Here is a 21304-nt window from a genome sequence, read left to right on the forward strand (position 1 = left end):
CTCATCAATGCATTCAAGCTAGGCGGTTTCGCCGACTTAGCCAGTTTCAAGCGGAGATAGACGGCTCAAGGGTTTTTTTCCAGCACAAGAATCAACGCTTCATCGGCCAATTGATCGAGACTCATGCTGCCATCGGCCCGAAACCAGGTAGTGGTCCAGGACAAGGCGCCCGTCAGGAAACGTCGAGTGATGAACACGTCACCGCGAATAAATCCGGCCTCCTTGGCCTCACCCAGCACCTGTAGCCAGATTTCTTCATACATATCGCGCAGCGCCAACACCCTGGTTTGTCCTTCTACTGACAGCGAACGCCATTCGTAAACCAACACCGCCATGGCCTCGCCACTGCCGCCCATGATCGACTGCAACTCACAGCGAATCAGCGCCAGCACTCGTTCGCGAACGGTATTGGCATCGCCCAGCGCCGCGTGCATCAACGCCGTGTTGTAGCGAATGGTTTCCTCCATCACAGCCCGCAAGATCTCGTCCTTGCTTTTAAAGTGATGAAAAATACTGCCTGACTGAATACCCACAGCGCCGGCCAGATCGCGCACGGTGGTACGTTCATAGCCTTTATTACGGAACAAGTGAGCCGCCACTTGCAGCAGTTTGCCGCGGGCGCTGTCCGGGTCGGTCAATTGGCCGCTATCGACCAATTCGCGCATCACCCTCAGGGCTTTTTGCTCGTCCACCCGTTATCTCCTACAGTCGATCAGTCAAAAGCGCTGCCCCAGCGTTAAAACATCTGGGCTGCGCGGGCAATTTAAGCTGGCGAAGGCGACCAAGCAAGCGCTCGGGATGAAGATATTTCAGGCGTTTACAAACCAAGCGCTTGCTTGGTAGTCTCGACGCACTTCTGTCGGAGGTGGTTATGGAATGGACTGCGCCAAAAAAAATTCGCATCGGTTGCGCCAGCGCTTTTTGGGGCGACACCTCGACCGCCGCCGCGCAGTTAGTGGACGGCGGGCGACTGGACTATCTGGTGTTCGATTATTTGGCCGAAATCACGATGTCGATCATGGCCGGTGCGCGAATGAAGGAGCCACAGGCGGGCTATGCCAAGGACTTCGTTGAAGTCCTTGGGCCGCTGCTCACCCAGATCGACGAACGGAAAATCCGCGTTATCAGCAACGCCGGCGGTGTCAACCCGCAGGCCTGTGCCGCCGCGCTGCAAGTGGCCTGCGACAAGGCCGGTGTCGCGTTGAAGATCGCGGTACTGCTGGGCGATGACTTACAACCGACGCTCAAAACCCTGAACCGCCAAGGGGTCCAGGAAATGTTCAGCGGCGCGCCCTTGCCGCCGATGTGTGTCTCGACCAATGCCTACCTCGGCGCACCGGGCATCGTCGAAGCCCTGCGCCTGGGCGCTGACATTGTCATCACCGGGCGGGTGGTCGACAGCGCCGTGGTCAGTGCAGCGCTGGTGCATGAGTTCGGCTGGTCTTGGCACGATTACGACAAACTGGCCCAGGCGGCACTCGCCGGGCACATCATCGAGTGTGGCGCCCAATGTACCGGCGGTAATTTCACCGACTGGCGCGACGTACACGATTACGAGCACATTGGTTTCCCCATCGTCGAAGTCAGCGCCGACAGCCAGTTCATTGTCAGCAAGCCGGACGGTAGCGGTGGATTGGTCACGCCCCTGACCGTCGGCGAGCAATTGCTGTATGAAATCGGCGACCCACGGGCTTATCGGCTGCCCGATGTCATCTGCGACTTCAGCCAGGTAATACTTCAACAGCAGGGTAAAAACGCGGTCCAGGTACACGGCGCAAAAGGCTTGTCGCCGACCGATCAGTACAAAGTCAGTGCGACGTACCTGGACGGTTTTCGCTGCACCGCCAGTTGCCTGATCGCCGGGATCGACGCTGTCGCCAAAGCACGGCGGGTCAGCCAGGCGATCATCAATAAGACCTCCGAAATGTTCCGCCAGCGCGGCTGGGCGCCCTACAGCGAAGTGAACATCGAACTGCTGGGCAGCGAGGCGACCTATGGTCCACACGGCCAGCGCCAGGACAGCCGTGAAGTGGTGATCAAGCTCGCCGTGCGTCATCCGAGCAAACAGGCGCTGGTGCTGTTCTCCCGAGAGATCGCCCAGGCCGCCACCGGGATGGCGCCGGGGCTGACCGGGATTGTCGGCGGCCGGCCGGCAGTGTACCCGCTGATACGACTGTTCTCGTTTCTGATCGACAAAACCGCTTGCACCCTGGGTGTCGAGATTGCCGGGGAGTGCCACCCGTGCGCCCTGCCGCAACTCGACCCGCTCGACACCGATGACCTGCCGGCGCCCCACATCCTGCCCACGCCTCAAGGCCTGGCCGACGCCAGCGTAGCGCTGATCAAACTCGCCGTGGCGCGCTCCGGCGACAAGGGCAACCACAGCAACATTGGCGTCATGGCCCGCCAGCCCGAGTATTTGCCATGGATCGCCGAAGCCCTGACGCCCGAAGTGATCGTGGACTGGATGAGCCATGTCCTCGACCCGATTCACGGACGGGTCGAGCGCTGGTATTTACCCGGCACTCACAGCCTGAACTTTCTGCTGGAAAACGCCCTCGGTGGCGGTGGCGTGGCCAGCCTGCGAATCGATCCGCAAGGAAAAGCCTTCGCTCAGCAACTGCTGGAGATACAGATTCCGGTGCCCCAGCGCATCGCCGACCAGGTCAACTAGAGGACCGCTGCCATGGCTTACGACTCGATTTTCAAAACGGACCTGTTCGCCGGCCAAACCATCATTGTCACTGGCGGCGGCAGTGGCATCGGGCGCTGTACCGCCCATGAACTGGCAGCCCTGGGCGCCCATGTGCTGTTGATCGGGCGCAAGGCCGAGAAGCTGAAAACCGTTGCCGCGGAAATCACCGAAGACGGCGGCAAGGCTGACTGGAGGGTCTGCGATATTCGTCAGGAAGACGCGGTCACACAGCTGGTCAGCGAACTGATCCGCGAGCACGGTCCGATCCAAGGCCTGGTGAACAACGCCGGCGGCCAATACCCCTCGCCCCTGGCCTCGATCAATCAGAAAGGTTTCGAAACCGTCCTGCGCACCAACCTGGTGGGCGGCTTTTTGATGGCCCGTGAGGTGTTCAATCAATCCATGAGCAAACACGGCGGGAGCATCGTCAACATGCTCGCCGACATGTGGGGCGGCATGCCCGGCATGGGCCATTCGGGCGCGGCACGCTCCGGCATGGACAACTTCACCAAGACGGCCGCGTTTGAATGGGGTTACGCCGGGGTGCGGGTCAACGCGGTGGCCCCTGGCTGGATCGCCTCCAGCGGCATGGACACTTACGAAGGCGCGTTCAAAGCGGTGATCCCGACCCTGCGCGAACACGTGCCACTCAAACGTATCGGCACCGAGTCGGAGGTCAGCGCGGCGATCGTTTTCCTGCTAAGCCCCGCCGCATCATTTGTCAGCGGCAGCACCTTACGCATCGACGGCGCCGCCAGCCTTGGCGGACGAGCGTGGCCAATGCACAAGGCGCAGAACAGCGAGTCGTACAACGGTTTCCACCGGGCGTACTTACCCGATGTACTCAAGGATAAGGAATAGAGCATGCCGGTGATTCAGTCGCAACTCGACCCACACAGCGCACCGTTCGCACAGAACCGCGTGGCGATGCTGGCCGGTATCGAGCAGGTGCGTCAGCTCGAACAAAATCTGCTGAATAAGGCGATTGAGGCCAAGGACAAATTCGACAAACGCGGACAACTGCTGCCCCGGGAACGCCTCAATCTACTGCTCGATCCTGGCGCGCCGTTCCTTGAACTGGCAAGCCTGGCCGGCTACAAGTTGCACGACGACAAGGACGGCAGTTCGGCCGGTGGCGGGTTGATTGCCGGGATCGGGTACGTCTCCGGCGTGCGGGTACTGGTGATCGCCAACAACAGCGCAATCAAGGGCGGGACCATTTCCCCCAGCGGTTTGAAAAAATCCCTGCGCCTGCAACAGATCGCCATGGAAAACAAACTGCCGGTGATCACCCTGGCCGAGAGCGGCGGAGCCAACCTCAATTACGCGGCAGAGATTTTCGTCGAAGGCGCGCGCAGCTTTGCCAATCAGGCGCGGATGTCAGCCATGGGCTTGCCGCAGATCACCGTGGTGCATGGTTCAGCCACCGCAGGCGGAGCCTATCAGCCGGGGCTGTCGGATTATGTGGTGGTGGTGCGCGGCAAGGCCAAGCTGTTTCTCGCCGGCCCACCGTTGCTCAAGGCCGCTACCGGTGAAGTGGCCACGGATGAAGAGCTGGGTGGCGCCGAGATGCATGCGCAAATCGCCGGGACCGCCGAATACCTGGCCGAGAACGATGCCGACGCTGTACGTCAGGTGCGCGAAATTGTCAGCCTGTTGTCATGGAATACACGCTTACCGACACCGCCCGAACGGTACTGGGAAGACCCGCGCTACCCCATCGATGAACTGCTGGGGCTGATTCCCGATGACGCCAAAAAACCCTACGACGTGCGCGAGATCATCGCGCGGATTGCCGACGGCTCAAACTTCCTTGAATTCAAGGGCGAATTCGACCAGCAAACCGTCTGCGGCCATATGCAGATCCAGGGCCGCCCCTGCGGGTTCATCGGCAACAACGGTCCGATCACCCCCAAGGGCGCGAGCAAGGCCGCGCAGTTTATTCAGCTCTGCGACCAGAGCCGAACAGCGCTGCTGTTCTTCCACAACACCACCGGGTTTATGGTCGGCACCGAGTCGGAGCAGCAAGGCGTGATCAAGCACGGCGCTAAAATGATTCAAGCCGTGGCGAACGCCAGGGTACCTAAACTCACCATCGTCGTCGGCGGTTCCTATGGTGCCGGCAATTACGCCATGTGCGGTCGCGGCCTCGATCCGCGCTTCATCTTTGCCTGGCCCAACAGTCGCACCGCCGTAATGGGCGGCGCACAGGCCGGCAAAGTGCTGCGGATCGTTACTGAAGCCAAGCAGTTGAAAGACGGAATCGTGCCGGACCCCAAAATGCTCGACATGCTGGAACAAGTCACCGCACAAAAGCTCGACAGCCAGTCCACCGCGCTCTATGGCAGTGCCAGTTTGTGGGACGACGGGTTGATCGATCCGCGCGATACCCGAACGTTGCTTGGGTATTTGCTGGATATCTGTCACGACGCGGAGGTTCGGCCACTGCAAGCCAACAGTTTTGGTATCGCCCGTTTTTAATGACGCAGAGCATCTAAGGCTGCACTTCCACGCAGAACGTGAGAACGATCAGGACCAGGAGAACAACAAAAATGATCTTCACCCAAGAACACGAAGCACTGCGTCGCACCGTCCGCCAATTCGTTGATCAGCAGATCAACCCACACGTCGATGAATGGGAAAAGGCCGGACGTTTCCCGATCCACACCATTTTGCGCAAGGCCGGTGACCTCGGTCTGCTGGGGATCTCCAAACCGGAAAAGTTCGGTGGAATGGGCCTGGACTATAGCTACTCGATTGTCGCCGCCGAAGAGTTCGGCACGATTCACTGCGGTGGGATTCCTATGTCCATCGGCGTTCAGACCGACATGTGCACCCCGGCCCTGGCCCGCTTCGGTTCCGATGAACTGCGAGAAGAGTTCCTGCGCCCGGCGATCAGCGGCGAGCAGGTGGGTTGCATTGGTGTCTCGGAAGTCGGCGCCGGCTCCGATGTTGCCGGGCTGAAGACCGCCGCTCGCAAGGACGGTGAGGACTACGTGATCAACGGCAGCAAAATGTGGATCACCAACTCGCCAAGCGCTGACTTCATTTGCCTGCTGGCCAACACATCGGACGACAAGCCTCACATCAACAAGTCGCTGATCATGGTGCCGATGAACACCCCTGGCATCACTCTCAGCTCGCACCTGGACAAGCTCGGGATGCGCAGTTCGGAAACCGCCCAAGTGTTTTTCGACAACGTGCGCGTACCACAGCGCAACCGCATCGGTCACGAAGGGGCGGGGTTCATGATGCAGATGTTGCAGTTTCAGGAAGAACGGCTGTTCGGCGCGGCGAACATGATCAAGGGCCTGGAATACTGCATCGACAGCACCATCGACTACTGCAAGGAGCGCAAAACCTTCGGCAATGCGCTGATCGACAATCAGGTAATTCACTTTCGCCTGGCCGAACTTGCAACCGAAATCGAATGCCTGCGGGCATTGGTCTACCAGGCCACCGAGCAGTACATCAAAGGTCAGGATGTTACCCGCCTCGCGTCGATGGCCAAGCTCAAGGCCGGGCGCCTGGGTCGGGAAGTCAGCGACAGTTGCCTGCAATACTGGGGCGGCATGGGGTTCATGTGGGATAACCCGGTAGCCCGGGCCTACCGAGATGTGCGGCTGGTGTCGATCGGTGGCGGTGCCGACGAAATCATGTTGGGCATCATTTGCAAACTCATGGGCACCCTGCCTGGGAAGAAAAAATGAACGCACTGCCAGTCTGCCAAACCCTGTTGCTCGACCACCATAACGGTGTCCTGCACATCACCCTGAACCGGCCCGAAAGCCGCAACGCCATGAGCCTGCACATGGTCGCCGAACTGCGTGCGGTGCTGGAAGCGGTGCGTGATGACCGAGAGATTCGTGCGTTGGTGATAAGCGGGGCCGGCGGGCACTTTTGCGCGGGCGGCGACATCAAGGACATGGCCCATGCACGCGTCGAGGGCCCGACCGCTTACCGCGATTTGAACCGCGCGTTCGGGGCTTTGCTGGAAGAGGTGCAACACGCGCCGCAAGTGGTGATCACGGTACTTCAAGGCGCGGTACTTGGCGGTGGTTTTGGCCTGGCCTGCGTCAGCGACGTCACCCTGGCCGACCATCAGGCGCAATTCGGCCTGCCGGAAACCAGCCTAGGTCTGTTACCGGCGCAAATTGCACCGTTCGTGGTCCAGCGCATTGGCCTGACCCACGTCCGTCGATTGGCCCTGACAGCTGCACGGTTTGACGGTAAGGAAGCGAAGCGATTGGGTCTGGTGCATTTTGTCGAGCACGACCCACAAGCCCTGGCCGAACGCCTCGATGATGTTCTGGCCCATGTGTTGTGCTGCGCGCCTGGGGCGAATGCGACGACTAAAAAACTCTTGCTGGCGAGTGTCGGTCAGCCCTCGGGAGCGCTGCTGGATCAAGCGGCCGAATGGTTCAGCGACGCGGTAACCGGCGCCGAGGGGGTCGAGGGCACGATGGCTTTTGTGCAAAAACGTAAACCGGGTTGGGCTCCCTGAAAGGATCGCGGCAAACCCGCGCACAGGGGAATGCCTTCCAAATGCAGGAGCGGGTTTACCCGCAATGAGGCCATCACCTTCACCGCACAACTACAGGGAAACGCCCATGCCCGGACTCAACAAAATACTGATCGCCAACCGCGGTGAAATCGCCTGTCGCCTCCAGCGCACCGTTCAGGCTTTGGGCTACCGCACTGTTGCCGTGTTCAGCGATGCCGACGCCGATGCGCTGCACGTGCAGATGGCCGACGAAGCCGTAAACATCGGCCCGGCCGCGGTTCAGCAGTCCTACCTGAATATTGCGGCCATCATCGACGCAGCCCGGCGTACCGGCGCCGACGCTATCCATCCCGGCTACGGCTTCCTCTCGGAAAACGCCGAGTTCGCCCGCGCCTGCCAACAGGCCGGCCTCACCTTCATCGGCCCCAGCCCTGAAGCCATCGCGCTCATGGGCAGCAAACGCCTGTCCAAACTGGCCATGCTGGCTGCAGGCGTACCGTGCATCAAAGGCTATCAGGGCGCCGAACAGGACGACGCGACCCTGTGCCGCGAAGCCGAACGCATTGGTTACCCGCTGATGATCAAGGCCAGTGCCGGGGGCGGGGGCCGAGGGATGCGCCTGGTGTCCGACGCCGATCAGCTGCTGGCACATCTACGCAGCGCACGCTCCGAGGCACAGCACGGGTTTGGCAGCGATGAATTGATTCTTGAACAAGCCCTGATCGATCCACGCCACGTAGAGGTTCAGTTGTTCGGCGACCAGCATGGCAACCTGATCTACCTCGGCGAGCGCGATTGTTCGATCCAGAGGCGCCATCAGAAAGTGATCGAGGAAGCGCCCTGCCCGGTGATGACCGCCACATTGCGCAAAGCCATGGGTGAAGCAGCGCTAAAGGCTGGGCGCGCGGTGAATTACGTAGGCGCCGGCACCGTGGAGTTTTTGCTTGACGGCAGTGGCCAGTTTTATTTTCTGGAGATGAACACCCGACTCCAGGTGGAACACCCGGTAACCGAGTTGATCACCGGGCTCGATCTCGTGGCCTGGCAACTGCATATTGCCGAAGGACTGCCATTACCCTTGCGTCAAGAGCAGGTTCAACTCAACGGCCATGCCATTGAAGTACGCCTGTATGCCGAAGACCCCGCCCAAGGGTTTCTACCGCAAACCGGGCGTATCGCGGCGTGGGAGCCGGCGCTGCAAGGCAATGTGCGAATCGACCATGGCCTGATTGAAGGCCAGGACATCAGCCCTTTTTATGACCCGATGCTGGGCAAGCTCATTGCCCACGGCGCCACTCGCGAAGAGGCCCGGCGCAAGTTGCTGCGGGCGGTTCAGGACAGCGTGCTGCTGGGCGTACAGACCAATCAGCGCCTGCTCGCCAACTTGCTGGAACACCCGAAGTTCATCAGCGGCGAGTTCAGCACCGGGTTTATCCCGACTTACTTTGGCGATCATGCTTGCCTACACCGTTATGCCCCGAGCGCAGAGGAGCTGGCGATTGCCGCCGCTTTGTTCCATCAAGCCTCAGCGCAGCGGCATCCGGCGCCTCTGGCGGGTTGGCGCAGCAACGCCAGCGTGGCGCTGCACTATCGAATCGGCCTGGACGACCAGAACTGGCCAGTGAAAATCAACGCCGTACAGGGTCAACCCTATCGGATTGAAGTCGGCGAGCGGCTGATTGAGTTGCAGGTGATTCATTGCGACGGCGCTCGGGCCACGCTGCAACTCGACGGTATCCACCAACGCCATGCCTACCGTTTCGAGGGCGGAAAACTTTTACTGTTCTGCCGACCGGGTAGCCTGCAACTGGTCGATCGGACTCAGGCGCCGGTCGTCAGTCACGCCCACCTAAGCTCTGGCACGCTCAAGGCGCCAATGGACGGGGCGATTGTCGACGTGCTGGTCAGTGAGGGCTGCACGGTCAGTAAAGGTCAGTTGCTGGTGGTGCTGGAGGCCATGAAAATGGAGCATCCACTCAAGTCAGGGATCGACGGGGTGCTCAGGCGCTTGCAGGTAAAGGTCGGCGATCAGGTAAAAAATCGTCAGATTTTGTTAGAGGTCGAATAAGCCGCTAGGCGGATCCGCCGGGTTTGGCTACGCTCAACCCCATCAAGACGCGGATACCAGGAACCCTGCAATGCCTCACTGGCTGGTGATTGACTTGGAAGCCACCACCGATGAAGGCGGCTGGCCAATAACCGAAATGGAAATCATCGAAATCGGTGCCACCCTGGTGGACCGTTCGGGCCGGGAGCTGGATCACTTCCAGCGCTTCGTGCGACCGTTGCGACGCCCCCTGCTGACACCGTTCTGCCGGGAGCTGACCCACATCACCCAAGCCAACATCGACGGCGCCCAACCCCTGAGCGCGGTCTGGGCTGCGTTCGAACGTTGGTTGGGCCAGCATCATTCGCGACTCGAAGGATGGGCCAGTTGGGGTGATTACGACCGCAAACAATTGCTTCAGGAATGGCAACACCTACAGCTCGACAGTGCCCTGAGCCGGGTGCCGCACATCAACCTCAAGCAGCGCTTTGCCAAGGCCCGTCGACTAGATCGTCCATTAGGCCTCAACGGCGCCTTGCAACTGGCAGGCATGCAGTTCAATGGCCAACAACATCGGGCGCTGGAAGATGCACGCAATACCGCACGGCTGTTGCCGCTGTCACTGCCCCCTCTAGACAGGTGACGGCACACGGGGCCTTGTGCATACTGGCCGGCCCTTTTTAGCCCTTTTCGAGGAATCGCCCATGTTTAAAGTCAACGAGTACTTCGACGGCACCGTCAAGTCGATCGCCTTTGGCACCGCAGAAGGTCCGGCGACCATCGGCGTCATGGCACCGGGCGAATACGAATTCGGCACCAGCCAGCGTGAAATCATGCACGTGGTGACCGGCGCCCTGACCGTCAAACTGCCAGACAGCGGCAACTGGGAAACCTTCGCCGCCGGCAGCCAGTTCAATGTGCCAGCCAATAGCAAGTTCCAACTGAAAGTAGCCGTCGACAGCGCTTATCTGTGCGAATACCGCGGCTAAACCTCGGGTCTACGGCGACAAAAAAATGCCCGTGTTCAAAACACGGGCATTTTTCATTCAAGGACTGTTTATTCGAGAACCGTCACCGGCATACCGACCTCAAGTCGACCATTGCCATCGTTGACCAGGTTCTGACCAAACATGGCGCCATCGGCTTGGGTACGGTAGTGCTGCAAGGTCGCCAATGGCTCGCGATCATCGCTACGCTCGCCGGTTTGCGGGTCGATAGTGGTCAGGATGCAGCGAGCGCACGACTTGACCACTCGGAATTCGACATCGCCAATGCGAATACGCTTCCAGCCATCTTCGGCATATGCCTCACTGCCCTCGATCACCAAATTCGGTCGAAAGCGCAGCATCTCCAGCGGCCGTCCGACCCTTTGCGATAAATCTTCCAATGAAGCCTGACCGATCAGCAACAACGGGAAGCCATCAGCGAAGGCGACTTGATCGTCATCCTTGCCGTAACCGGCTTGCGTGGTTCTTGCGCGCTCCAGCGGCACTTGTACCAACCGCGTCGGCTTGCCAATGAACTGACTTACCCAGGCACCCGCCTCGTCACCGGCATCGGGCACGCGCAACGTGTCACGCCAGATGGTCACGCCCCGCAGCTCGGCTTCGCTAGCTGGCAAAGCGATATCGATAGCGGGCAACCCGGGGGCGCTGAGGGTCAAACCACCGTCGGCATTCCATAGCGCCGACAACTGACTCATCTGTGCCACTGCGCGCTGGGTCAGGAAACGTCCACTGGCCTCGTCCACCAGCATCCAGCGTCGATCACCGTCCAGGCCCAGCTTGTCCAGGTGGACCTGATGCAGGGTTTCACCCTTGCCGGATTTCAACGGAAAACGATAAAGCGCGCTCAGACGCAGCATAGACAGCTTCCTGATCAGGAGAAAACGCCACCCTATACGAGCTTGCTCAGCGAATCAAAGGCTGACATGACGCCAGCCGTCTCCCCTGTATTCAGGCCGGCACGTTGTCGAGCATCAGACGCTGACGCACCACGTCTACCAGTTTGTCTGGCTGGAATTTGGACAGGAAATTGTCGCAGCCAACCTTCTTGACCATCGAGTCGTTGAAACTGCCTGACAGTGAGGTGTGCAGAACGACGTAAAGGCCACGCAAGCGAGGATCATTGCGGATCTCCGTGGTCAGTCGATAGCCGTCCATTTCCGGCATCTCTGCGTCGGTGAACACCATCAGTAATTTATCGGTCATCACCACGCCCGTATCGGCCCAGGCCTTGAGCATGTTCAGCGCTTTCAAGCCGTCCCGGGCGATGTGCATCTTCACGCCCAACTGGCCGAGGGTGTCACGCAATTGCGACAAAGCTACGTTGGAGTCGTCCACCAGCAGCACTTCACGGCCACGGGCGCGTTCCAGCACAGGGTCTTCGAGCTTTTCACGGGAAACCTTGGCGTTGTACGGGACAATTTCGGCCAATACTTTTTCCACGTCGATGATTTCAACCAACTGGTCATCGACCTTGCTGATGGCGGTCAGGTAATGCTGGCGACCGGCACTGGTTGGCGGCGGCAGAATGGCCTCCCAGTTCATGTTGACGATACGGTCGACGCCGCCCACCAGAAACGCCTGCACCGAACGGTTGTACTCGGTGACGATGATGGTACTGGTCGGACTGGGCACCAACGGGCGCATGCCGATAGCCTGGGACAGATCGATCACTGGCAGCGTCTGACCACGCAGGTTGACCACGCCACAGACAAATGGATGGCGCTGCGGCATCAGGGTCAATTTTGGCAGTTGCAGTACTTCCTGAACCTTAAAGACGTTGATTGCAAACAACTGCCGTCCGGCCAGTCGAAACATGAGAATTTCCAGGCGATTCTCACCCACCAATTGCGTGCGTTGGTCTACCGTGTCGAGAATGCCGGCCATTAATGACTCCTGGGCTTGTTTCTAATGAATTCACTAAAAGGAGTTATCGGCTGTTTTTGCAGGACCTTGACCCCCGTACAAAATGCCATTTTTGAGCATTGATGTCACATTAACATCATGCTTTACTGGCCACGCAGATTTCATCTGCTGAACCCCATTACGGCGCGACTCCGGTTTGCACGTTAGGTTCACCCGTGTAAGGGATTCCCCTAGTATCAATCAGGCCTAACCTGATATTCGCGATATCCAATAGCCATTAATGTGACCCCATTCTCACTGCATGAACGGAGTCAGGCTTTTGTGTGCGATCGCAGGTCAGTGGCCTTCCAACCTCTCGAAATCCCAAGCCAGCGCCCAGACGAGCCGCGGCGTGATCTCTCGCCGCCCAGCCCCCGTCGACACACACGGCATTCACTCATCTGATATGACGTTGTGGAGATAGGCATGCCAAACATCCCTAAAGAACGAGCACTGCGGCTTTCAGAGTTTCTTGTCGAAGCTGAAACATTACTGGCCAAATCCGAGGAATGCCTCAGCCACCTGCAGTTGATTTGCAACGATCAGGACGCCATTGACTGCATACTCAGCGCCCTGCTCAAACTGGCGAACAAGGCTGATGTGTTGGGACTTAAAGTGGTTTCGGACTTCTCGCTGCATATTCATGGCCTGTTGAACCATGCACAACACCACGCCTCTCTGCACGACGAAGCCCTAAGCGCACTAAAAGACTGTTTCACGCTGATGGCCTGGCAATTAGAACTAACCGATCAGCAAACCGGCCAGTTGAACCTGGATGACGGCGAACAGACCGCGCTAATCGAAGCACTCGCGTTTCAGGTAGGACACAGCCACTTTCAAACGCCCGCCAACGCCAAACCACTCACCCTCGCCTACTTCTCTGGGAGACGAGGTTAACATCGCCCAGTAACTAGTCGGTAGATCATCTATTGACCTGGTCAGGCTAATCACGACATTTTTCATTGATCTCAGACAATGCACATCAATAAAAAGATCAACTGGCTGACTTGTTCCATTTCTTGCACAAACAAAAAATCATATTTTTCCATTTTAGAATAACCGTCCAAAACTCCTTTAATTCCTTAAATTCCTGACGGTATAGACATATATAGCAAACGCGACCAGCGGTATCTTAAGTGTTACCATACCGCCGATTAGTTGACGTCAAATAATGGCACATTGATGTCACGCAAGCGCAATCCGATAAATCTTAAGGTCGGACTTTGCCAACTGGACTCACCCGTTGAAGTGGTGATTCAACTAACAGTTTTTCAGACAGAGATCTGTCAGACACCCTGACCGGTCTGCCCGCAGCGAACATTCATTGGCTCCATCCGCTATGTACGCCAGCCTCAAGTCAATCACCACGTGGCCACCCTCCCGAACAAATGCACGCCGGTTCACGCTCCTGCTATGCACATGCTCGACACTGGGCAGCCTGCTGGTCTACGGCCTGTCCGCACACCTGCCGCTGAGCCTGCTGATGGTTAACCTTGCCGTACTGACGTGCGTAGGGGTCGGTCATCGCCTGTCGCGCAAATCTATAAAGTTTCAGCCTCAAGAGCTGGCCGACCGCCTGCTGGAAGTTCAGGAGAATGAACGCCATCGACTCAGCCGCGAATTACACGACGACATTGGGCAGTTGCTGACAGCTGCAAAACTTCAAAGTGAATGGCTCAAGCGCAGGCTGCCCGAAGACCTCCAAGGCCAGTGCTCGGTGCTCTGCGATACCCTGGAAGAAACACTCAACAAGGTCCGAGATGTCTCCGCCATTCTGAACCCCAGGCAACTCGCCAGCCTGGGCCTGGAAGCCAGCCTGCGGGCCCATCTGCTCAAGACCCTGGCGAATACGTCAATACACTGGAGCCTGGAATGCCATCAGCGATTGACCGGTATTCCTGAGGAAATGGCGGTGGCTGCCTTCCGGATTACCCAGGAAGCAGTTACCAACATACTGCGCCATGCGCAAGCAACGAACCTTGTGGTCCGCGTGCAGCGTTTGCCCCAAGGGCTGGCGCTGTTGATCACCGATGACGGCTTGGGTTTTTCACCTTCGGCCCACCCAGGACGTGAGGGACAGCGCGGCATGGCGGGGATGTCGGAACGGGTGGAACAGTTGGGCGGCGATCTGACGGTGAACAGCGCGCCAGGCAAAGGCACTCAAATCGAAGCTCTTTTCCCCTGGGCGCCCCGCGCGCTTGAGCGGGCCAGTACGAATAAGGTTATCCGTTGACTTGTAACTTACTTCTGGTGGATGACCACTCGCTTATCAGGGCAGGTGTTCGCGCTCTGGTGCTGGATATTCCTGGCTACGCGGTAGTCGGCGAGGCTAATGACGGCTCGCAACTGCTCGAAATGGTCGAGAAACTGTGTCCGGACATCGTGCTGCTGGATATTTCCATGAAGGAAACCAGCGGTCTTGAGGCTTTGCAGCGACTAAAGCGGGTGCGCCCACACAGCAAAGTGCTGATCCTGTCGATGCATACCGACCCGACACTTATCATGCAGGCCCTGGAGTACGGGGCCCATGGTTATCTCCTCAAGGACACCACGGCCACCGAACTCGAACACGCCCTGGACGCCCTGCGTAACAACGAGCGCTATTTGAGCCCCGCCATTGCTCACACCGTGATCAACCAGGCACTCACTCGCGTGCAGAAGAACCAGTCGCAGCTCCCTGACAGCCATAACCTCACCGCGCGGCAGCTGGAAATCCTGCGGCTGATTGTGCGCGGCAAATCCACTCGCGAAATCGCCAACGGTCTAGGGTTGAGCATCAAGACCGTCGAAACTCACCGCTCACAGATAATGAAACGACTGCAAATTTACGACGTGGCGGGCCTGGTTTTATTTGCCGTGCGCGAGCAGATCATCAGTCTGGATGACTGACCGCGTGTGACGACCCCACCAGCGGCGAGTTCCGCGGCAAATGCACACGTAACGCTGCTGGGCGAATCGAAAAACGCAGACTCTCACCTTCCAGAGGCTCGCCATCAAGATTGATATGAAGCCCCTCAGACACCTTGATTTCCACCCAAGGCAATCGAGCTCGCACAAACATGTTGTCAATGCCAAAGCCATCGGTCAGCAGGTTTTTCAAGGTCCCGACCACCTCCTGCGGCGCCGGCAGAATACTGATATCCAACAGCCCATCGTCAATCAACGCCTCCGGGCACAGCACTCTGCCTCCGCCAGCTTGTCGGCCATTGCCGATCCCGAGAGCCAACAGTTCGCCACGCCAGTGAAAATCCGGCCCCTGCAATTCGCCATAGGCCGCATGTAGTTCACTAAACCGCGATAAGCCAGTAAACAAGTACGCAGCGCCGCCCAAAACCTTCTTCAAGTCTTCCGAGGTGTTGGCTGTGACCTGACTACCAAAGCCACCGGTCGCCATGTTCAGGAAAACCTGGCCACCTACCTCACCCAAATCGATGAGAGACGGAACGCTGTCCAAGAGATCAAGTGCTTCGACGGGCTCCAGAGGTACGCCAGCTGCGCGAGCAAAATCGTTGGCAGTGCCCAGCGGTAGCAGCACCAGACTGGCCTTTGTAGGGTTCACGGCCATGGCTTCGGCAATATCGCGTAACGTGCCATCCCCTCCGCCAGCAATCAGCTGCGTATACCCTGCTGCTAGCGCCTCATCGACCAGACGCTGGGCATCGCCCGCTTCCCACGTCAGTCGAACGGCCAGTTCCCAACCTTGCTCGCGCTTGCCCTCGACGGCTGCACGAACGTCCTCGTTGAGTGCCTGCTTGCCATGCAGAATCAATAGCGCCTTGCGCTCACTCATTGTTGTAACTCCCCTGGTTGGAATTCGTATGAGAGATGTTGACCTCACTGACACCCAAAAAAGCCGGAAGAACTTGAATTAATTCAAGCCCCCCGCCACCAGACGTCCTACAGAGCGGTATTTTTTCTTACACGTCGTGATGAATCGGCTCAATTGACCGATCCTGGCGTTTCGTACAACGTTGGGGGCCTGCGGTATCAATCATCAAAAAACACACAAGGATGTGCATGTAATGAATGGATTCACCCTAACGCAGCCCACTCACCTGATTAACAACGGAATCGACTGCGTCATTGCCGCTGAAACAGGGAGCACATTACTCCATGCAAAGCCATGACCTAAGGCTGCCGGTCAGTCCGGTTGCGCCCCTTGCCGAAAGCCGCACAAGCCATCAGGCTGAATTCAAAAGCAGCGCAAAACCACCTGGAGAAGCTGATATGGAACCTCGTGTTGTTGAACTCGAGACACACCTCAAGTACATCCGCAGAGACATGGATGAAGTTCGTGGGGACGTCAAAATCATTAAACACCGAATGGCCTACTCAGCTGGCGCCATCGCCGTGGTCCTGGGGCTTCTGGGGTGGATCGCCAATAGTCGATTCGACCAGCTCGTGGCACTGCTGGCTCGTTAGGCGTAACTCGCACGCAAGTTCCGGTTCAATTGACCGGGCTTGCGTGAAAAGCCTAAAGCAGAAATCAGTTCAGGATTTCGCTCAAAGGAATAAAGCTGACGTAATCACCCTCAATCAATGTGTGGTCCTCAAGCACTTCAACCAAACCTTCGGCCCAGGCAGCGCTGCGTAATACGCCCGAGCTCTGATTTTTGTAGAGCGTTGCTCGACCATTCTCAAGACGTCCGCGTAGGTACTCGCGCCGATTACCAGCCTTGGGCCATGCAAAACCTGCCTGTACCTGAAACTTCAAGGGTTCGACCTCCCTCACGCCGTGGCGACGTAAAAGATAGGGGCGAGCCAGTAATGCAAAGGTCACCAGGGTCGATGCAGGGTTTCCCGGGAGACCAATCACCGGCACACCTCGGAAATGTCCGAACGTCAAAGGCTTTCCGGGTTTGATGGCAAGCTTCCACAGTGTCAACTCGCCCGCTTCGCGCAAGGCGATCCCGAGAAAATCGGCTTCGCCCACCGACACTCCGCCAGTGGACAGAATCAAGTCGACATCTTTCAGCTCGCCCAAACGTGAACGAGTGATTGCCAGGTCGTCCGCCAGAATACCTGCATCGATGACCTCGCAGCCCAAACGCTGAAGCCAACTGCAAAGCAATACACGATTACTGTTATAGATCTGACCCGGCCCAAGGGTTTGACCCGGCTCGACTAACTCATCGCCAGTGGACAGGACTGCAACGCGCACCTTGCGCACTACTTCCAGCTCAGCGCACCCCAACGATGCAGCCAATCCCTGCTCAATAGGCCCAAGGCGAGTACCCGCAGGCAGGATCAACTCACCTACAGTAGTTTCCTGACCCCGTGGACGAATGTTCTGGCCACACGCCATGACCTCGCTGAAAAGCACGCGCTCATCCGCCTGGACGCACGCGTTCTCTTGCATCTCGACGCAATCGGCCCCTTCAGGGACAGGTGCGCCGGTGAAGATTCGAGCGCAAGTGCCTGGTGTAAGCGGATTAGGAGCCTGACCGGCGAAAATCTTTTGACTGACGACCATTGGCTCCCCTGTCCAATCGGACAGACGCAATGCATAACCGTCCATTGCACTATTAGGCCAAGGCGGTAGATCAAGTGTCGAGATCAAATCCTCAGCCAACACCCGCCCCTGAACTTGAGCCAACGGCAGGCGTTCACGCTCAAGAACCACTGACGCGTCGGCCATCTCCAACAAGCGTGCCAACGCCACCTCAACCGGCATCAAATTGCCTGTCTTGCCTGGCTTACCCGCGAGATTCACAGGGCGCCGCCTGTTTAAGGTGAGCCACGAAATTGCACGGGCGGTGCCGCGAGTCCAACTGCTCAGCCAGAATGCCGTCCCAACCTGTACGAACAGCATTGGTCGAACCCGGCAAGCAGCAAACCAGTGTGCCGTTGGCCAAGCCCGCCAATGCACGGGATTGCACGGTTGAGGTGCCGATATCCGCCACAGATATCTGCCGGAACAATTCCCCGAAACCATCGACCTGCTTGTCCAGTAAGCAGCTCACGGCCTCCGGCGTGCTGTCGCGCCCGGTAAAGCCCGTACCACCGGTAATCAGCACAACCTGCACGACATCGTCAGCAATCCAAGTGGCGACTTGCGCTCGAATTTTGTAGAGGTCATCTTTGAGCAACACTCGGACCGCCAGGTTATGGCCGGCAGCACTCAAGCGATCAACAAATACTTGGCCCGAGGTATCGGTCTCAAGCGTACGGGTATCGCTGACAGTCAGCACCGCAATATTGAGCGGTGCGAAAGGTACATCAGCCTTGGCTTTCATAGGCTCGTCCAGTTGTAGGGAAAACAGCCCGGTGTTATATCACAGCGCTTCGTTTTTTTGCCGCCCCCATAGAGAGCTGCCATGACCTCGAATACACCTTTACCACCCTGTTCGATTCTGCTCCTGGCGGGCGGGCGCGGCCAGCGCATGGGCGGGCAGGACAAAGGTTTACTGGAATGGCGCGGCGAACCGCTGATTGCCCACCTGTATCGCAAAACCCGTGCGCTAAGCGATGACCTCATCATCTCCTGCAATAGAAACCAGGAGCGGTATGCCCCTTACGCCGACCAACTCGTCGTTGATGACGACGTTGATTTTCCGGGCCCGCTGGCGGGTATCCGTGCGGGACTAAAGGCTGCCCGCCATGCGCAACTGCTGGTGTTGCCATGCGACGTGCCACAGGTTGATACGGCCCTGCTCAATAACATGCGCGATACCGCCCGGCAGCACCCAGACAGACCGCTTATGCTGCGGCACGGCGATCACTGGGAGCCACTGCTGTGCGTCATTCCCGTGACCCTTCGCGCCATGTTTGAAAAGGCCTGGGATGAGGGGGAACGCAGCCCCGGTCGAATCATGCGTCAATTAGGCGCCACCGCCCTGCCTTGCCCAGACAATGATCCGCGCCTGGCAAATCTCAACACACCCGAACTGTTAAGCGCACAAAACTCTGTGTCAGACTAACCGGCGAAGGAACTTGAGTGCGATGTATACGTCTCAAGCTCAGTTACCAAAAGCATTCATTTTCGGAGACACACTCATGACTCAACGGACTCTCGCCACATTCATGCTCGCACTGGGCCTCGCCGCACTTGCCGGTTGCGCATCGCCGACAGTGATCACCTTGAATGACGGTCGCGAAATCCAGGCCGTCGACACGCCTAAATTTGATTCCGACTCGGGCTTCTACGAGTTCAAACAACTGGACGGCAAGGAAACCCGCCTTAACAAGGATCAGGTTCGTACCGTTAAAGAGCTGTAATCTTCACGGTGACAACCGGATACAGAAAAGCCCGCTAGATCAGCCTGTGTGAAAACCTGGCAATCAGCTGGCCAATGAAAGAAAAATGCCCGTATCGCAAGATACGGGCATTTTTCTTATGTGCGATATGCAAGGTAAAAACCGCTGACAGAGCGCGCTGCTTGGCTGAGAGACCCTTTATCTTCGGATATCAGAAAAGCAGGGCGCAAGCCTCTTAATTACCACTGCAAGGTGATGGCGCTCTCGAAAGCTCGTGCCTCACCCGTGATCGGATCCCTGAACCGCAGTCCCTGAGCCAGTAACTTCAAGGGGTTTGCATAGTCGTCTTCGACGCCCTTGAGCACCTGCGGATAGAACGGGTCGTTGCAGATACCAGCGCCCAAGGCACTCATATGCACCCGTAACTGATGTTTCTTTCCCGTCACCGGATAAAGCGCGTAACGCCAGAGTTCACCGTTCCTCTCCCTGACCTCTATCGCCGTTTCGGTATTGCTGATGCCCGGACCTTCCTGCATCCGAAAGAACGGCTCGCCATCGACCAGTCGACTTTTATGGATCAATGGGAAAGACAGCTCAGGCAATGCCTTGGCGATTGCCTCGTAGCTCTTTTCAATTTTTCGTGCAGGAAACAGCGACTGATACGCCGAACGACTTTGAGGATTGGCGGAAAACAACACCAGCCCCGCCGTATGCCGATCAATGCGATGCAAAGGCACCAGATGCGGATTATCCAATCGCCGGATCAACCGTCGCAGCAGAGTCTGCTCCACATACTCACCCGCTGGCGTCACCGGTAAAAAATGCGGTTTGTCTGCCACCACCAAGTGCTCATCGGCATACAGGATAGACTCGACCACGGGGATCGGCTTTTCGTCCGGCACCTCACGAAAGTAATGAATCCGAAGGCCTTCCTTGTAAGGCAGATCAACGGGAATCGGCGAACCTTGTCCGTCGAGAACACGACCCCGAGCAATCCGGTCCAACCACTGTTCACGATCAATGGCGTGGAAGTGTTCGCAAAGGCAATCGAGTACGGTTGGCCAAGGGCCCGGCGGCAAGCAGAGGGTACTGGCCTGACTGTGTGCAGCAGAAAAAGACGAAGTGGACATACGAAGCTCTAACCCTCAATGCAGAGCGGCATTATCCAGCAGTGACCGGAGCGAGCCTAGAAGAGAATCCTCAGGCCGTTATCGGTTGCGTGCGCGCCGCAGCTTCGGTGAATTCTTTAAGCCAGCGCAACACATCTACCGCTTCCCAGCGACCTGGATCATAGAGCGCATACAACAACCCCTGATAACCCACGACGTCCAGTTGCCGGTGATAACCCGCACGCTGGAACAGCGCTTCGATTTCGGCGAAGCAGGTGTTGAAATGCAGTTTATTAAAGGGGGTTTTACCCTCAGTAACCAGGCCATCGAGACGCAACTCGACGACTGCCTCACGCACCACGTCCGCCGACATCCGGTTCACGCTGTTCTTCAATTGTTCGACGTTGACCACGGTTCATCCCCTGACTTACGAGACCACCTGCCCCATCCCGGAAGAAGGGAAGCACGACAGGCAATCCGAATAACTGTATGAACATACAGTAACCGAATAACCTCGCTTGCGCCAAGCGATGAAGCGAGAGGCGCGACGGGCGGATCATCGCCGCGCTAACCATTAACGTACAAACGCAACCACCTGATCGGCATCAAATGGCCAGTCCAGCTCGGCCCCCGTATCGACGCGTCGCAACACCGGAATCCTCAAGCCATACGCTTCAAACAATGCCTCTTCGGCGGCGATATCGACTAACTCCACCAACAGGCCATGCTCCACCAATGGCATCAGTTCGGCTTCGGCCAGTTCACAGAGGTGGCAACCCAAGGTGCCGAACAGCTGACATTCAGGGGGCATGACAAATCACCAGAGAAAATAGGGCTTTATTC

General features: G+C 57.8%; 23 protein-coding genes. 14 read left to right on the plus strand and 9 right to left on the minus strand.

The features are described 5' to 3' along the window. Positions 1 to 65: 65 nt before the first annotated feature. Positions 66 to 692 carry a TetR/AcrR family transcriptional regulator gene (locus tag RHM68_RS16840; RefSeq protein WP_322216813.1) on the minus strand — a complete coding sequence of 209 codons (627 nt, stop codon included), beginning with the start codon at positions 690 to 692 and terminating at the stop codon, positions 66 to 68. Between the two features lie 179 nt (positions 693 to 871). On the opposite strand from RHM68_RS16840, the gene RHM68_RS16845 reads away from it, so the two are divergent. The 8 genes from RHM68_RS16845 (at position 872) to RHM68_RS16880 (ending at position 10235) form a co-directional block, all read left to right on the plus strand. Continuing rightward, positions 872 to 2674 (plus strand): acyclic terpene utilization AtuA family protein, encoded by a 1803-nt coding sequence (locus tag RHM68_RS16845; RefSeq protein ID WP_322216815.1) that lies wholly within the window; start codon positions 872 to 874, stop codon positions 2672 to 2674. Between the two features lie 12 nt (positions 2675 to 2686). Then, positions 2687 to 3556: an SDR family oxidoreductase gene (locus tag RHM68_RS16850; protein WP_322216817.1), complete on the plus strand. Its 870-nt coding sequence runs from the start codon at positions 2687 to 2689 to the stop codon at positions 3554 to 3556. Positions 3557 to 3559: 3 nt separating this feature from the next. Further along, positions 3560 to 5176 (plus strand): geranyl-CoA carboxylase subunit beta, encoded by a 1617-nt coding sequence (gene atuC / locus RHM68_RS16855; RefSeq protein ID WP_322216820.1) that lies wholly within the window; start codon positions 3560 to 3562, stop codon positions 5174 to 5176. A gap of 71 nt (positions 5177 to 5247) precedes the next feature. Continuing rightward, positions 5248 to 6405, plus strand: coding sequence for a citronellyl-CoA dehydrogenase (gene atuD / locus RHM68_RS16860; protein ID WP_322216822.1), 1158 nt, complete (start codon positions 5248 to 5250; stop codon positions 6403 to 6405). After that, positions 6402 to 7199, plus strand: coding sequence for an enoyl-CoA hydratase/isomerase family protein (locus RHM68_RS16865; protein WP_322216824.1), 798 nt, complete (start codon positions 6402 to 6404; stop codon positions 7197 to 7199). The genes atuD and RHM68_RS16865 overlap by 4 nt, the downstream gene beginning before the upstream one ends. 106 nt (positions 7200 to 7305) lie before the next feature. Beyond that, on the plus strand, positions 7306 to 9267 hold the full coding sequence (locus tag RHM68_RS16870; RefSeq protein WP_322216826.1) for an acetyl/propionyl/methylcrotonyl-CoA carboxylase subunit alpha: 1962 nt from the start codon (positions 7306 to 7308) through the stop codon (positions 9265 to 9267). Positions 9268 to 9337: 70 nt separating this feature from the next. Next, complete coding sequence (locus tag RHM68_RS16875) at positions 9338 to 9889, plus strand: exonuclease domain-containing protein (RefSeq protein ID WP_322216828.1); 552 nt, start codon at positions 9338 to 9340, stop codon at positions 9887 to 9889. A gap of 61 nt (positions 9890 to 9950) precedes the next feature. Beyond that, positions 9951 to 10235, plus strand: coding sequence for a pyrimidine/purine nucleoside phosphorylase (locus RHM68_RS16880; RefSeq protein ID WP_322216830.1), 285 nt, complete (start codon positions 9951 to 9953; stop codon positions 10233 to 10235). Between the two features lie 68 nt (positions 10236 to 10303). On the opposite strand, the gene RHM68_RS16885 is transcribed toward RHM68_RS16880, so the two are convergent. Together RHM68_RS16885 and RHM68_RS16890 are read right to left on the minus strand one after the other, a co-directional pair. Continuing rightward, on the minus strand, positions 10304 to 11110 hold the full coding sequence (locus RHM68_RS16885; RefSeq protein WP_322216833.1) for an MOSC domain-containing protein: 807 nt from the start codon (positions 11108 to 11110) through the stop codon (positions 10304 to 10306). Positions 11111 to 11201: 91 nt separating this feature from the next. Continuing rightward, on the minus strand, positions 11202 to 12137 hold the full coding sequence (locus tag RHM68_RS16890) for a chemotaxis protein CheV (protein ID WP_322216836.1): 936 nt from the start codon (positions 12135 to 12137) through the stop codon (positions 11202 to 11204). 444 nt (positions 12138 to 12581) lie between these two features. Between RHM68_RS16890 and RHM68_RS16895 the strand changes: the two genes are divergently transcribed. The 3 genes from RHM68_RS16895 to RHM68_RS16905 all read left to right on the plus strand — a co-directional run bounded on the left by RHM68_RS16895 (position 12582) and on the right by RHM68_RS16905 (position 15044). Next, on the plus strand, positions 12582 to 13052 hold the full coding sequence (locus RHM68_RS16895; protein WP_322216838.1) for a hypothetical protein: 471 nt from the start codon (positions 12582 to 12584) through the stop codon (positions 13050 to 13052). A 442-nt stretch (positions 13053 to 13494) separates the two neighbouring features. Beyond that, on the plus strand, positions 13495 to 14388 hold the full coding sequence (locus tag RHM68_RS16900; RefSeq protein ID WP_322223825.1) for a sensor histidine kinase: 894 nt from the start codon (positions 13495 to 13497) through the stop codon (positions 14386 to 14388). Next, positions 14385 to 15044: a response regulator transcription factor gene (locus tag RHM68_RS16905; RefSeq protein ID WP_322216840.1), complete on the plus strand. Its 660-nt coding sequence runs from the start codon at positions 14385 to 14387 to the stop codon at positions 15042 to 15044. Before RHM68_RS16900 ends, RHM68_RS16905 begins: the two co-directional genes overlap by 4 nt. Here the strand turns inward: RHM68_RS16905 and yegS are convergent. Then, complete coding sequence (gene yegS / locus RHM68_RS16910; RefSeq protein WP_322216844.1) at positions 15028 to 15945, minus strand: lipid kinase YegS; 918 nt, start codon at positions 15943 to 15945, stop codon at positions 15028 to 15030. The genes RHM68_RS16905 and yegS overlap by 17 nt on opposite strands. Before the next feature lie 323 nt (positions 15946 to 16268). On the opposite strand from yegS, the gene RHM68_RS16915 reads away from it, so the two are divergent. Continuing rightward, positions 16269 to 16577, plus strand: coding sequence for a hypothetical protein (locus RHM68_RS16915; protein WP_322216847.1), 309 nt, complete (start codon positions 16269 to 16271; stop codon positions 16575 to 16577). Between the two features lie 64 nt (positions 16578 to 16641). Here the strand turns inward: RHM68_RS16915 and glp are convergent, their stop codons facing one another. Together glp and moaB are read right to left on the minus strand one after the other, a co-directional pair. Further along, positions 16642 to 17868, minus strand: a complete 1227-nt coding sequence (gene glp / locus RHM68_RS16920; RefSeq protein ID WP_322216849.1) for a gephyrin-like molybdotransferase Glp — start codon at positions 17866 to 17868, stop codon at positions 16642 to 16644. Continuing rightward, positions 17852 to 18391 carry a molybdenum cofactor biosynthesis protein B gene (gene moaB / locus RHM68_RS16925; protein ID WP_322216851.1) on the minus strand — a complete coding sequence of 180 codons (540 nt, stop codon included), beginning with the start codon at positions 18389 to 18391 and terminating at the stop codon, positions 17852 to 17854. The genes glp and moaB overlap by 17 nt, the downstream gene beginning before the upstream one ends. An 81-nt stretch (positions 18392 to 18472) precedes the next feature. Here moaB and mobA point away from each other — a divergent pair, with 81 nt between their 5' ends. Together mobA and RHM68_RS16935 are read left to right on the plus strand one after the other, a co-directional pair. Then, the gene (mobA, locus tag RHM68_RS16930; protein ID WP_322216853.1) at positions 18473 to 19075 is read left to right on the plus strand and encodes a molybdenum cofactor guanylyltransferase MobA; all 603 of its coding nucleotides are present in this window, start codon (positions 18473 to 18475) and stop codon (positions 19073 to 19075) included. Positions 19076 to 19151: 76 nt separating this feature from the next. Beyond that, the gene (locus tag RHM68_RS16935; RefSeq protein WP_322216855.1) at positions 19152 to 19373 is read left to right on the plus strand and encodes a YgdI/YgdR family lipoprotein; all 222 of its coding nucleotides are present in this window, start codon (positions 19152 to 19154) and stop codon (positions 19371 to 19373) included. Between the two features lie 218 nt (positions 19374 to 19591). Here the strand turns inward: RHM68_RS16935 and RHM68_RS16940 are convergent, their stop codons facing one another. The 3 genes from RHM68_RS16940 to RHM68_RS16950 all read right to left on the minus strand — a co-directional run bounded on the left by RHM68_RS16940 (position 19592) and on the right by RHM68_RS16950 (position 21272). Next, positions 19592 to 20482, minus strand: a complete 891-nt coding sequence (locus RHM68_RS16940) for a pseudouridine synthase (RefSeq protein ID WP_322216858.1) — start codon at positions 20480 to 20482, stop codon at positions 19592 to 19594. Between the two features lie 70 nt (positions 20483 to 20552). Next, positions 20553 to 20873, minus strand: coding sequence for a transcriptional regulator (locus tag RHM68_RS16945; RefSeq protein ID WP_322216860.1), 321 nt, complete (start codon positions 20871 to 20873; stop codon positions 20553 to 20555). 162 nt (positions 20874 to 21035) lie between these two features. After that, a complete protein-coding gene (locus RHM68_RS16950; RefSeq protein WP_322216863.1) occupies positions 21036 to 21272 on the minus strand; it encodes a glutaredoxin family protein in 237 nt (78 codons plus the stop codon). Positions 21273 to 21304: the final 32 nt, after the last annotated feature.

Source organism: Pseudomonas sp. DC1.2 (assembly GCF_034351645.1).
Lineage (GTDB): Bacteria > Pseudomonadota > Gammaproteobacteria > Pseudomonadales > Pseudomonadaceae > Aquipseudomonas.

Excerpts from the sequence above, each read along its gene's own strand:
- RHM68_RS16845 (WP_322216815.1), top strand. The coding sequence starts at position 872 with ATGGAATGGACTGCGCCAAAAAAAATTCGCATCGGTTGCGCCAGCGCT.
- RHM68_RS16850 (WP_322216817.1), top strand. The coding sequence starts at position 2,687 with ATGGCTTACGACTCGATTTTCAAAACGGACCTGTTCGCCGGCCAAACC.
- atuC (WP_322216820.1), top strand. The coding sequence starts at position 3,560 with ATGCCGGTGATTCAGTCGCAACTCGACCCACACAGCGCACCGTTCGCA.
- atuD (WP_322216822.1), top strand. The coding sequence starts at position 5,248 with ATGATCTTCACCCAAGAACACGAAGCACTGCGTCGCACCGTCCGCCAA.
- RHM68_RS16865 (WP_322216824.1), top strand. The coding sequence starts at position 6,402 with ATGAACGCACTGCCAGTCTGCCAAACCCTGTTGCTCGACCACCATAAC.
- RHM68_RS16870 (WP_322216826.1), top strand. The coding sequence starts at position 7,306 with ATGCCCGGACTCAACAAAATACTGATCGCCAACCGCGGTGAAATCGCC.
- RHM68_RS16875 (WP_322216828.1), top strand. The coding sequence starts at position 9,338 with ATGCCTCACTGGCTGGTGATTGACTTGGAAGCCACCACCGATGAAGGC.
- RHM68_RS16880 (WP_322216830.1), top strand. The coding sequence starts at position 9,951 with ATGTTTAAAGTCAACGAGTACTTCGACGGCACCGTCAAGTCGATCGCC.
- RHM68_RS16885 (WP_322216833.1), bottom strand. The coding sequence starts at position 11,110 with ATGCTGCGTCTGAGCGCGCTTTATCGTTTTCCGTTGAAATCCGGCAAG.
- RHM68_RS16890 (WP_322216836.1), bottom strand. The coding sequence starts at position 12,137 with ATGGCCGGCATTCTCGACACGGTAGACCAACGCACGCAATTGGTGGGT.
- RHM68_RS16895 (WP_322216838.1), top strand. The coding sequence starts at position 12,582 with ATGCCAAACATCCCTAAAGAACGAGCACTGCGGCTTTCAGAGTTTCTT.
- RHM68_RS16900 (WP_322223825.1), top strand. The coding sequence starts at position 13,495 with ATGTACGCCAGCCTCAAGTCAATCACCACGTGGCCACCCTCCCGAACA.
- yegS (WP_322216844.1), bottom strand. The coding sequence starts at position 15,945 with ATGAGTGAGCGCAAGGCGCTATTGATTCTGCATGGCAAGCAGGCACTC.
- RHM68_RS16915 (WP_322216847.1), top strand. The coding sequence starts at position 16,269 with ATGCAAAGCCATGACCTAAGGCTGCCGGTCAGTCCGGTTGCGCCCCTT.
- moaB (WP_322216851.1), bottom strand. The coding sequence starts at position 18,391 with ATGAAAGCCAAGGCTGATGTACCTTTCGCACCGCTCAATATTGCGGTG.
- mobA (WP_322216853.1), top strand. The coding sequence starts at position 18,473 with ATGACCTCGAATACACCTTTACCACCCTGTTCGATTCTGCTCCTGGCG.
- RHM68_RS16935 (WP_322216855.1), top strand. The coding sequence starts at position 19,152 with ATGACTCAACGGACTCTCGCCACATTCATGCTCGCACTGGGCCTCGCC.
- RHM68_RS16940 (WP_322216858.1), bottom strand. The coding sequence starts at position 20,482 with ATGTCCACTTCGTCTTTTTCTGCTGCACACAGTCAGGCCAGTACCCTC.
- RHM68_RS16950 (WP_322216863.1), bottom strand. The coding sequence starts at position 21,272 with ATGCCCCCTGAATGTCAGCTGTTCGGCACCTTGGGTTGCCACCTCTGT.